The following is a 12,500-nucleotide window of genomic DNA, read 5'->3' as shown; positions in this document are numbered from 1 at the left end:
ACCGTGTGCCTACAAATAGTCAGAGCCCGTTAATGGGTGATGGCGTGCCTTTTGTAGAATGAACCGGCGAGTTACGATCCCGTGCGAGGTTAAGCTGAAGAGGCGGAGCCGCAGCGAAAGCGAGTCTGAATAGGGCGTTTAGTACGTGGTCGTAGACCCGAAACCAGGTGATCTACCCATGTCCAGGGTGAAGTTCAGGTAACACTGAATGGAGGCCCGAACCCACGCACGTTGAAAAGTGCGGGGATGAGGTGTGGGTAGCGGAGAAATTCCAATCGAACCTGGAGATAGCTGGTTCTCCCCGAAATAGCTTTAGGGCTAGCCTTAAGTGTAAGAGTCTTGGAGGTAGAGCACTGATTGAACTAGGGGTCCTCATCGGATTACCGAATTCAGTCAAACTCCGAATGCCAATGACTTATCCTTAGGAGTCAGACTGCGAGTGATAAGATCCGTAGTCAAGAGGGAAACAGCCCAGATCGCCAGCTAAGGTCCCAAAGTGTGTATTAAGTGGAAAAGGATGTGGAGTTGCTTAGACAACTAGGATGTTGGCTTAGAAGCAGCCACCATTTAAAGAGTGCGTAATAGCTCACTAGTCGAGTGACTCTGCGCCGAAAATGTACCGGGGCTAAATACACCACCGAAGCTGCGAATTGATACCAATGGTATCAGTGGTAGGGGAGCGTTCTAAGTGCAGTGAAGTCAGACCGGAAGGACTGGTGGAGCGCTTAGAAGTGAGAATGCCGGTATGAGTAGCGAAAGACGGGTGAGAATCCCGTCCACCGAATGCCTAAGGTTTCCTGAGGAAGGCTCGTCCGCTCAGGGTTAGTCAGGACCTAAGCCGAGGCCGACAGGCGTAGGCGATGGACAACAGGTTGATATTCCTGTACCACCTCTTTATCGTTTGAGCAATGGAGGGACGCAGAAGGATAGAAGAAGCGTGCGATTGGTTGTGCACGTCCAAGCAGTTAGGCTGATAAGTAGGCAAATCCGCTTATCGTGAAGGCTGAGCTGTGATGGGGAAGCTCCTTATGGAGCGAAGTCTTTGATTCCCCGCTGCCAAGAAAAGCTTCTAGCGAGATAAAAGGTGCCTGTACCGCAAACCGACACAGGTAGGCGAGGAGAGAATCCTAAGGTGTGCGAGAGAACTCTGGTTAAGGAACTCGGCAAAATGACCCCGTAACTTCGGGAGAAGGGGTGCTTTCTTAACGGAAAGCCGCAGTGAATAGGCCCAAGCGACTGTTTAGCAAAAACACAGGTCTCTGCGAAGCCGTAAGGCGAAGTATAGGGGCTGACACCTGCCCGGTGCTGGAAGGTTAAGGAGAGGGGTTAGCGTAAGCGAAGCTCTGAACTGAAGCCCCAGTAAACGGCGGCCGTAACTATAACGGTCCTAAGGTAGCGAAATTCCTTGTCGGGTAAGTTCCGACCCGCACGAAAGGTGTAACGATTTGGGCACTGTCTCAACCAGAGACTCGGTGAAATTATAGTACCTGTGAAGATGCAGGTTACCCGCGACAGGACGGAAAGACCCCGTGGAGCTTTACTGTAGCCTGATATTGAATTTTGGTACAGTTTGTACAGGATAGGCGGGAGCCATTGAAACCGGAGCGCTAGCTTCGGTGGAGGCGCTGGTGGGATACCGCCCTGACTGTATTGAAATTCTAACCTACGGGTCTTATCGACCCGGGAGACAGTGTCAGGTGGGCAGTTTGACTGGGGCGGTCGCCTCCTAAAGTGTAACGGAGGCGCCCAAAGGTTCCCTCAGAATGGTTGGAAATCATTCGTAGAGTGCAAAGGCATAAGGGAGCTTGACTGCGAGACCTACAAGTCGAGCAGGGACGAAAGTCGGGCTTAGTGATCCGGTGGTTCCGCATGGAAGGGCCATCGCTCAACGGATAAAAGCTACCCCGGGGATAACAGGCTTATCTCCCCCAAGAGTCCACATCGACGGGGAGGTTTGGCACCTCGATGTCGGCTCATCGCATCCTGGGGCTGTAGTCGGTCCCAAGGGTTGGGCTGTTCGCCCATTAAAGCGGTACGCGAGCTGGGTTCAGAACGTCGTGAGACAGTTCGGTCCCTATCCGTCGTGGGCGTAGGAAATTTGAGAGGAGCTGTCCTTAGTACGAGAGGACCGGGATGGACGCACCGCTGGTGTACCAGTTGTTCTGCCAAGGGCATAGCTGGGTAGCTATGTGCGGAAGGGATAAGTGCTGAAAGCATCTAAGCATGAAGCCCCCCTCAAGATGAGATTTCCCATAGCGTAAGCTAGTAAGATCCCTGAAAGATGATCAGGTTGATAGGTTCGAGGTGGAAGCATGGTGACATGTGGAGCTGACGAATACTAATAGATCGAGGACTTAACCATATAATATGAAGCAAATGTTATCTAGTTTTGAAGGAATATGCCTTCATAGTTTGGTGATGATGGCAGAGAGGTCACACCCGTTCCCATACCGAACACGGAAGTTAAGCTCTCTAGCGCCGATGGTAGTTGGGACCTTGTCCCTGTGAGAGTAGGACGTCGCCAAGCAACTAAAAACACAAGTCTTTTGACTTGTGTTTTTTCGTGTTTAATAAAGCATGAGCATTTTGTACACATTTAGAACTTGTATCGGTGTATTGAGAATTAAGAAATATGATATATGCGGAATGGATATAGTTTGTATACACATTCGGTCTCTGTCCAAGGGGTGTTTAATTTTTGAGCTGTGTCGTACGGTAAAGATTAAAATTGCTTGAAGAACATTTGGATTATTAATGATGATTTACACCCGCTATGCCATATTGGAGTAGGTAGTACTTGATGTGAAATGGATAAAAAACCGATATTCTAACTTGAATATCGGTTTTTTATCTGTGACTTATATGAATTTATAGCAATACGAAAAGCGTAAATAAGATAGCTAACAAAATACGATAGTATGCGAAAGGTTTTAAGCCTATCTTTTCTAAAAGCTTTAGGAATGTTACTACTGCTAACGTTGCTACTATAAAAGAGGTAATGAATCCTACCACAAACATAGGGGTATCATTGACACTTAAATACTTCCAGCTTTTTAACAAGTCTAAGCCTGTAGCGCCTACCATTACAGGAAGAGCAATGAGAAAAGAGAACTCAGATGCAGTTTTATAATTTACTTTTGCTAATAGACCTCCAGAAATAGTAGAGCCAGCTCTAGAGAAGCCGGGGTATACTGCTAAGCATTGAAATAATCCAATTGTTAATGCTTGACGGTATGTTAAATCATCCAGTGAATAGGAGGTTGCCTCTTTCTTCTTTACTTCTGCAAAGAGCATAAGAATTGCCCCTGCTACAAGTCCAATTACGACAGTATAGGGCTGAAATAAGTAAGTTTTAATAACACCATGTAGTAGTAAACCAGCAACTACTGCTGGAAATACGCCAAGAAATACATGGAATGCGTTGAATTTCTTCTCTTTCCGCAGAAGAGGTTTAATATTACATAAAGAAACGAGGCGTTTATGATATAAAATTGCAATAGCTAAAATTGCCCCTAGCTGTATAACAATTTCAAACGTTTTCGCTCTTTCTCCTTCAAAATCTAATAAATGCCCGACTAATATAAGGTGACCAGTAGAAGAGATAGGTAAAAATTCGGCTAACCCCTCTACGATACCGAGTATGAAGGCAATAATGATATCGCTCATCGTTTCACTCCTATAAATTAATGAATGTCTACTCTTTTGAAATAGAATATTGTTGCAAAAAATCCTGAAACCGCTGTTGCTGCAATGATGATATAAGAATATTCCGGTGGATATGTGGGTTGTAATTCATTATTTGCGATATCAAGAGTAGCGGTCCACGGAAATAAATCTTTATGTTTGGAGTTTACGAGCATAAGATTAGTCATTGTAATAATGACTGTTAATATAATAGGTGGTACATAGCTCTTCATTACAAGAGTTAGTAGCACAATAGGTGAAGATAATAGAAAGAGAAGTCCACCACAGATTAAAAATTTTAGAAAAGAACCTAAAAATAAAGCAGTGTTAAAACCAGGGAAGTTCCCCAATAGCCCTAATATTAAAGTAAGTGCCCAAGCGACTAAAGTTAGCATCATGATCCAAAGAAAAAGAGTGATGAACTTACTTATAATAAAGCTAATACGCGATACGGGGATAGTTAGTAAATTCTTTAGTGTGTCTTCTGCATATTCACGGGTAAACAGATAAGCAATTACTACTCCATATAAGGGGAATCCTATCACTAAAGTAGTATATAAGTTAACATCAGTAAATAATTGATGGAACCAAATAGTCGGAGTGGGCTGTTTGGTTTTTATATGTATATAAGAAGCTACTACGACTAAGAAAGGTGCGACACCAGCCCCAATAATGCTAATTAAAAACATATTAGAGCGTTTTAGTTTTATTAGTTCTGTATAGAGTAGATTAACCAATTGTTCCACCTCCAACTAATTTAGTGAAATAATCTTCTAATCTATCTTCACTTATCATCATTTTTAATACTTCTACACCATTTAGAACGAACGTTCTGTTGATGTATCCTTGTTGTCCAAAATGAGAATAAATACGAATATTCCCTTCATCATGTACTTCATAATCAAAGATTTGAAGCTGATTTTCTAATAGCATTGCGGCTTTGTTTTCATTATTCACTTGAAATTCTATGTACTTACGGTTTGCTTTACGTAGCGTATTAAGAGAAACTTCTTCTAGTAACCTTCCTTCATGAATAATTCCCATACGATCAACTAATTGTTCTACCTCAGCTAATATGTGACTGGAAATAAGTATCGTTATATTTCTTTCCTGAGCTAAAGATTTAATAAGTTTTCGCATTTCTTTAATACCAATGGGATCGAGCCCGTTAGTTGGTTCATCTAGTATGAGTAATTCGGGATAATGGAGAAGGGCACGTGCAATACCTAGGCGCTGCTTCATTCCTAAAGAATACTTCCCAACTAATTTTTTTGTTTCATGCTGCAATCCTACTATTTCTAATGCTTCTTCAATAGCATTCTTTTTGTGAATCCCAATTATCTTTGTATTAATTAATAAGTTTTCTTTTGCAGTTAAGTTTTCATAAAACCCTGGAACCTCAACGATAGAACCAATTCTTCTTAAAATATCTTTTTGATTTTGAAATAAGTCCTCTCCGAATATTTCAATATTTCCACTTGTAGGTTTTATAAGACTGAGTAGCATACGAATGGTTGTTGTTTTGCCCGCACCGTTTCGTCCTATGAATCCATAAATCTCGCCTTGTTGAACATTAATATTTAGATTATCTACTGATTTTTGTGTGCCATACACTTTAGTAAGGTTAGTCGTTTTTATAATTGTATTTATAGGAAACACCTACTTTCTATAAGTTCTTAATTACATGATAAGAAGGAAGGCTTAACTGCATATTAATCATTTCTTAACTATTTCTTAAAAGAAATGTATTTTGGAATTGAAAAGCCAAAAGTAGTTCGTTTCCATGGAGTACTTTCAACCCATATATGCCCACCATTTCTCTCAACGAGTGCTTTAGAAATTGAAAGCCCGAGACCGCTACCACCAGAAGAGGAGTTTCTCGATTGTTCGCTTCGGTACATTCGTTCAAATACGTTTTGTAAATCATGTTTTGGAATACCAGGGCCTTTATCCCAAATAAGAAGTTCATAGTCTGTATCAGTTTCTAGTAGTTCGATCCCTAATGTTTTCCCATCTTTTCCGTAATAAATGGCATTTTTTATCAAATTACTCATAATTCGCATAAGGCTAAGGTGGTCTGCAATGATAGGACAAGTAGATTCTGGTATGAGAACCTGTAGTTCGAGATTATGTTTTGAAAGTTCAGGTAAAAATTCAATCAAAACTTCTCTAGTAACTTCAGAAAAGTCGAGTTCCTCTTCTTTTAGTGGAAATTCATTGGCGTCTAGCTTTGCCATATTGAATATTTCATTAACTAGATGTTTTAAGTTATTTGATTTCATATAAAGTATTTTAAGATATTCTTTCCTTTCTATTTCAGAAACAGCAACCCCATCTTTTAAAGCGTCGATATATCCAATAATAGAGGTGAGTGGTGTTCGGATATCGTGCGAGATACTAGACAAAAGTTGTTTTCTAGATTCCTCGGATCTTTTTGCTTCGATCCGAACCTTTTCTAATTCAGCTATCAGTTCGTTTATTGAAAAAACGATACTATGTAATGAGGGGTCATTGCTTGTGAATAATCTCGTTTGTAAATTTCCTTTTAGTACACGACCTAATTTTGTGTCCAATGATTTGCGATTTTGAATGAATTGTATTCTTGAAAAGAAGAGATACATTGTAATTAAAATAAGGGTAATAAATAAAGACATCTTCCCTTTTGGGCCCATTTGTATATTTAAAAGCCCGCAAATGATAAGTTGTAATGAAATAAGGAATAGGGTTTTATCAGTCTTCAAGTTTTTCACCTACAAACTTATAACCAATTCCCCATACAGTTTGAATGAATTTTGGATTAGAAGGATTGATTTCTATTTTCTTTCTAAGTTTTCGAATATGTACCATAACGGTATTATCGTCTTCTATATAATTATCGTCCCATACATTTCGAAAGAGCTGTGTTTTTGTAAATACTTGTCCTGGGTTTGAAGTAAAGAATTTCAACAGTTCCAGTTCTTTTCCGGTTAAGCTGATTTCTTCTTTATTTGTATGAACTGTGTATGTATTTAAATCGATAGTTAGTCCTTTGAAAGCTAAAATTGTTTTCTCTTGTGCAGTAGTGTTACTTCCAAGAACTAAAAAACGCCGCATAAGAGCCTTTACTCGTGCAACTACTTCGTGAATACTGAAAGGTTTCGTAATGTAATCATCAGCGCCAATGCTTAAACCTAAAATTTTATCAATTTCGTGATCTTTAGCGGTTAGCATTAATATAGGTACGTTAGTTTTATCTCTAAGTTTTCTACATACTTCGATACCATCTACTTTCGGCATCATAAGATCTAATATAACGAGGTTATAGTTGTTTTGATTAAATAGTTGCAAGGCTTCTTCACCATTAACCGCAGTATCTACCATATATAATTCTCGTTCTAAATATATTTTTAATAAATTTCGGATTTCTTTATCATCGTCTGCTATAAGGATACGTATATCTTTCATATTTTCACCTGCTTCTAATAGAGTTTTATTGCTAGTACAACAACTCTCTAATTATATACTAGTATTTGTTAAAATAAGGTTGCTAGTTTTGTTGGAGGGACATGTCTACAAGAATTAAGTCTAGAGTTCAAATGAAATCGAATATGTTTTGGAAGAATAAATTAAAGAGAAGCAGAAGGTGGTTTCTAGTAATGACTCTTTGTAGAGGCATATCTAGCTAAAAGAGCATAAAAATATTAAATTGAATATCTTTATAAAAAGGTGTTGACGATTTCACCTTAGAGGTGTAATATAGGATAAGTCGCCGATGCAATAACGCAGAACGCGGCAAACAAAATGAAAAACTTAGTTGACATTGAAACATGAAGATGTTAACATAAGGAAGTCGCAAATGAGCGACCGAGTAGTTCTTTGAAAACTGAACGAAACAAACAACGTGAAACGTCAATTTTTATTTTTAGATGCTAGACAAACTAACTTTATTGGAGAGTTTGATCCTGGCTCAGGATGAACGCTGGCGGCGTGCCTAATACATGCAAGTCGAGCGAATGGATTGAGAGCTTGCTCTCAAGAAGTTAGCGGCGGACGGGTGAGTAACACGTGGGTAACCTGCCCATAAGACTGGGATAACTCCGGGAAACCGGGGCTAATACTGGATAATATTTTGAACTGCATGGTTCGAAATTGAAAGGCGGCTTCGGCTGTCACTTATGGATGGACCCGCGTCGCATTAGCTAGTTGGTGAGGTAACGGCTCACCAAGGCAACGATGCGTAGCCGACCTGAGAGGGTGATCGGCCACACTGGGACTGAGACACGGCCCAGACTCCTACGGGAGGCAGCAGTAGGGAATCTTCCGCAATGGACGAAAGTCTGACGGAGCAACGCCGCGTGAGTGATGAAGGCTTTCGGGTCGTAAAACTCTGTTGTTAGGGAAGAACAAGTGCTAGTTGAATAAGCTGGCACCTTGACGGTACCTAACCAGAAAGCCACGGCTAACTACGTGCCAGCAGCCGCGGTAATACGTAGGTGGCAAGCGTTATCCGGAATTATTGGGCGTAAAGCGCGCGCAGGTGGTTTCTTAAGTCTGATGTGAAAGCCCACGGCTCAACCGTGGAGGGTCATTGGAAACTGGGAGACTTGAGTGCAGAAGAGGAAAGTGGAATTCCATGTGTAGCGGTGAAATGCGTAGAGATATGGAGGAACACCAGTGGCGAAGGCGACTTTCTGGTCTGTAACTGACACTGAGGCGCGAAAGCGTGGGGAGCAAACAGGATTAGATACCCTGGTAGTCCACGCCGTAAACGATGAGTGCTAAGTGTTAGAGGGTTTCCGCCCTTTAGTGCTGAAGTTAACGCATTAAGCACTCCGCCTGGGGAGTACGGCCGCAAGGCTGAAACTCAAAGGAATTGACGGGGGCCCGCACAAGCGGTGGAGCATGTGGTTTAATTCGAAGCAACGCGAAGAACCTTACCAGGTCTTGACATCCTCTGAAAACCCTAGAGATAGGGCTTCTCCTTCGGGAGCAGAGTGACAGGTGGTGCATGGTTGTCGTCAGCTCGTGTCGTGAGATGTTGGGTTAAGTCCCGCAACGAGCGCAACCCTTGATCTTAGTTGCCATCATTAAGTTGGGCACTCTAAGGTGACTGCCGGTGACAAACCGGAGGAAGGTGGGGATGACGTCAAATCATCATGCCCCTTATGACCTGGGCTACACACGTGCTACAATGGACGGTACAAAGAGCTGCAAGACCGCGAGGTGGAGCTAATCTCATAAAACCGTTCTCAGTTCGGATTGTAGGCTGCAACTCGCCTACATGAAGCTGGAATCGCTAGTAATCGCGGATCAGCATGCCGCGGTGAATACGTTCCCGGGCCTTGTACACACCGCCCGTCACACCACGAGAGTTTGTAACACCCGAAGTCGGTGGGGTAACCTTTATGGAGCCAGCCGCCTAAGGTGGGACAGATGATTGGGGTGAAGTCGTAACAAGGTAGCCGTATCGGAAGGTGCGGCTGGATCACCTCCTTTCTATGGAGAATTGATGAACGCTGTTCATCAATATAAGTTTCCGTGTTTCGTTTTGTTCAGTTTTGAGAGAACTATCTCTCATATATAAATGTATGTTCTTTGAAAACTAGATAACAGTGTAGCTCATATTTTTTTAATTTTAGTTTGGTTAAGTTAGAAAGGGCGCACGGTGGATGCCTTGACACTAGGAGTCGATGAAGGACGGGACTAACGCCGATATGCTTCGGGGAGCTGTAAGTAAGCTTTGATCCGAAGATTTCCGAATGGGGAAACCCACCATACGTAATGGTATGGTATCCTTGCCTGAATACATAGGGTAAGGAAGACAGACCCAGGGAACTGAAACATCTAAGTACCTGGAGGAAGAGAAAGCAAATGCGATTTCCTGAGTAGCGGCGAGCGAAACGGAACATAGCCCAAACCAAGAGGCTTGCCTCTTGGGGTTGTAGGACATTCTATACGGAGTTACAAAGGAACGAGGTAGACGAAGCGACCTGGAAAGGTCCGTCGTAGAGGGTAACAACCCCGTAGTCGAAACTTCGTTCTCTCTTGAATGTATCCTGAGTACGGCGGAACACGTGAAATTCCGTCGGAATCTGGGAGGACCATCTCCCAAGGCTAAATACTCCCTAGTGATCGATAGTGAACCAGTACCGTGAGGGAAAGGTGAAAAGCACCCCGGAAGGGGAGTGAAAGAGATCCTGAAACCGTGTGCCTACAAATAGTCAGAGCCCGTTAATGGGTGATGGCGTGCCTTTTGTAGAATGAACCGGCGAGTTACGATCCCGTGCGAGGTTAAGCTGAAGAGGCGGAGCCGCAGCGAAAGCGAGTCTGAATAGGGCGTTTAGTACGTGGTCGTAGACCCGAAACCAGGTGATCTACCCATGTCCAGGGTGAAGTTCAGGTAACACTGAATGGAGGCCCGAACCCACGCACGTTGAAAAGTGCGGGGATGAGGTGTGGGTAGCGGAGAAATTCCAATCGAACCTGGAGATAGCTGGTTCTCCCCGAAATAGCTTTAGGGCTAGCCTTAAGTGTAAGAGTCTTGGAGGTAGAGCACTGATTGAACTAGGGGTCCTCATCGGATTACCGAATTCAGTCAAACTCCGAATGCCAATGACTTATCCTTAGGAGTCAGACTGCGAGTGATAAGATCCGTAGTCAAGAGGGAAACAGCCCAGATCGCCAGCTAAGGTCCCAAAGTGTGTATTAAGTGGAAAAGGATGTGGAGTTGCTTAGACAACTAGGATGTTGGCTTAGAAGCAGCCACCATTTAAAGAGTGCGTAATAGCTCACTAGTCGAGTGACTCTGCGCCGAAAATGTACCGGGGCTAAATACACCACCGAAGCTGCGAATTGATACCAATGGTATCAGTGGTAGGGGAGCGTTCTAAGTGCAGTGAAGTCAGACCGGAAGGACTGGTGGAGCGCTTAGAAGTGAGAATGCCGGTATGAGTAGCGAAAGACGGGTGAGAATCCCGTCCACCGAATGCCTAAGGTTTCCTGAGGAAGGCTCGTCCGCTCAGGGTTAGTCAGGACCTAAGCCGAGGCCGACAGGCGTAGGCGATGGACAACAGGTTGATATTCCTGTACCACCTCTTTATCGTTTGAGCAATGGAGGGACGCAGAAGGATAGAAGAAGCGTGCGATTGGTTGTGCACGTCCAAGCAGTTAGGCTGATAAGTAGGCAAATCCGCTTATCGTGAAGGCTGAGCTGTGATGGGGAAGCTCCTTATGGAGCGAAGTCTTTGATTCCCCGCTGCCAAGAAAAGCTTCTAGCGAGATAAAAGGTGCCTGTACCGCAAACCGACACAGGTAGGCGAGGAGAGAATCCTAAGGTGTGCGAGAGAACTCTGGTTAAGGAACTCGGCAAAATGACCCCGTAACTTCGGGAGAAGGGGTGCTTTCTTAACGGAAAGCCGCAGTGAATAGGCCCAAGCGACTGTTTAGCAAAAACACAGGTCTCTGCGAAGCCGTAAGGCGAAGTATAGGGGCTGACACCTGCCCGGTGCTGGAAGGTTAAGGAGAGGGGTTAGCGTAAGCGAAGCTCTGAACTGAAGCCCCAGTAAACGGCGGCCGTAACTATAACGGTCCTAAGGTAGCGAAATTCCTTGTCGGGTAAGTTCCGACCCGCACGAAAGGTGTAACGATTTGGGCACTGTCTCAACCAGAGACTCGGTGAAATTATAGTACCTGTGAAGATGCAGGTTACCCGCGACAGGACGGAAAGACCCCGTGGAGCTTTACTGTAGCCTGATATTGAATTTTGGTACAGTTTGTACAGGATAGGCGGGAGCCATTGAAACCGGAGCGCTAGCTTCGGTGGAGGCGCTGGTGGGATACCGCCCTGACTGTATTGAAATTCTAACCTACGGGTCTTATCGACCCGGGAGACAGTGTCAGGTGGGCAGTTTGACTGGGGCGGTCGCCTCCTAAAGTGTAACGGAGGCGCCCAAAGGTTCCCTCAGAATGGTTGGAAATCATTCGTAGAGTGCAAAGGCATAAGGGAGCTTGACTGCGAGACCTACAAGTCGAGCAGGGACGAAAGTCGGGCTTAGTGATCCGGTGGTTCCGCATGGAAGGGCCATCGCTCAACGGATAAAAGCTACCCCGGGGATAACAGGCTTATCTCCCCCAAGAGTCCACATCGACGGGGAGGTTTGGCACCTCGATGTCGGCTCATCGCATCCTGGGGCTGTAGTCGGTCCCAAGGGTTGGGCTGTTCGCCCATTAAAGCGGTACGCGAGCTGGGTTCAGAACGTCGTGAGACAGTTCGGTCCCTATCCGTCGTGGGCGTAGGAAATTTGAGAGGAGCTGTCCTTAGTACGAGAGGACCGGGATGGACGCACCGCTGGTGTACCAGTTGTTCTGCCAAGGGCATAGCTGGGTAGCTATGTGCGGAAGGGATAAGTGCTGAAAGCATCTAAGCATGAAGCCCCCCTCAAGATGAGATTTCCCATAGCGTAAGCTAGTAAGATCCCTGAAAGATGATCAGGTTGATAGGTTCGAGGTGGAAGCATGGTGACATGTGGAGCTGACGAATACTAATAGATCGAGGACTTAACCATATAATATGAAGCAAATGTTATCTAGTTTTGAAGGAATATGCCTTCATAGTTTGGTGATGATGGCAGAGAGGTCACACCCGTTCCCATACCGAACACGGAAGTTAAGCTCTCTAGCGCCGATGGTAGTTGGGACCTTGTCCCTGTGAGAGTAGGACGTCGCCAAGCAAAAACCTAAGTCGATTCGACTTAGGTTTTTTTGTGTTTATTTTTATTTATCAAATGTCATAATTCATAAATTTAATAATCTTAAAGAAGAAAAAAGATGAAATAGAG

General features: G+C 44.0%; 5 protein-coding genes and 5 rRNA genes (1 of these 10 running past the window's edge). 5 read left to right on the top strand and 5 right to left on the bottom strand.

From position 1 onward, the window contains the following. Positions 1–2,362 (top strand): 23S ribosomal RNA (locus tag QCI46_RS25825); it begins 560 nt to the left of the window's first position. Between the two features lie 49 nt (positions 2,363–2,411). Beyond that, positions 2,412–2,527, top strand: a 5S ribosomal RNA gene (gene rrf, locus QCI46_RS25820). 341 nt (positions 2,528–2,868) lie between these two features. Here rrf (QCI46_RS25820) and uppP read toward each other — a convergent pair. From uppP to QCI46_RS25795, 5 genes are all read right to left on the bottom strand, one after another. After that, positions 2,869–3,666 (bottom strand): undecaprenyl-diphosphate phosphatase UppP, encoded by a 798-nt coding sequence (gene uppP / locus QCI46_RS25815; protein ID WP_353841743.1) that lies wholly within the window; start codon positions 3,664–3,666, stop codon positions 2,869–2,871. A 17-nt stretch (positions 3,667–3,683) separates the two neighbouring features. Next, on the bottom strand, positions 3,684–4,421 hold the full coding sequence (locus QCI46_RS25810; protein WP_353841742.1) for an ABC transporter permease: 738 nt from the start codon (positions 4,419–4,421) through the stop codon (positions 3,684–3,686). Further along, positions 4,414–5,343, bottom strand: a complete 930-nt coding sequence (locus tag QCI46_RS25805) for an ABC transporter ATP-binding protein (protein WP_000484005.1) — start codon at positions 5,341–5,343, stop codon at positions 4,414–4,416. Before QCI46_RS25805 ends, QCI46_RS25810 begins: the two co-directional genes overlap by 8 nt. 68 nt (positions 5,344–5,411) lie before the next feature. Continuing rightward, positions 5,412–6,425 carry a sensor histidine kinase gene (locus tag QCI46_RS25800; protein WP_353841741.1) on the bottom strand — a complete coding sequence of 338 codons (1,014 nt, stop codon included), beginning with the start codon at positions 6,423–6,425 and terminating at the stop codon, positions 5,412–5,414. Continuing rightward, entirely contained in the window at positions 6,415–7,128 is a 714-nt protein-coding gene (locus tag QCI46_RS25795; RefSeq protein WP_046953851.1) for a response regulator transcription factor, read from the bottom strand. Before QCI46_RS25795 ends, QCI46_RS25800 begins: the two co-directional genes overlap by 11 nt. 479 nt (positions 7,129–7,607) lie before the next feature. Here QCI46_RS25795 and QCI46_RS25790 point away from each other — a divergent pair. From QCI46_RS25790 to rrf (QCI46_RS25780), 3 genes are all read left to right on the top strand, one after another. Next, positions 7,608–9,159 (top strand): 16S ribosomal RNA (locus QCI46_RS25790). 146 nt (positions 9,160–9,305) lie between these two features. After that, a 23S ribosomal RNA gene (locus tag QCI46_RS25785) occupies positions 9,306–12,227 on the top strand. A 49-nt stretch (positions 12,228–12,276) separates the two neighbouring features. Then, positions 12,277–12,392, top strand: a 5S ribosomal RNA gene (rrf, locus tag QCI46_RS25780). Together the 16S, 23S and 5S rRNA genes form the textbook arrangement of a ribosomal RNA operon. The last annotated feature ends 108 nt before the right edge of the window (positions 12,393–12,500 follow it).

This window comes from Bacillus cereus group sp. RP32 (assembly GCF_040459735.1).
Lineage (GTDB): Bacteria > Bacillota > Bacilli > Bacillales > Bacillaceae_G > Bacillus_A > Bacillus_A wiedmannii.
Note: the sequence above shows the minus strand (reverse complement) of the source record. Positions and strands in the feature narration are given on the sequence as shown.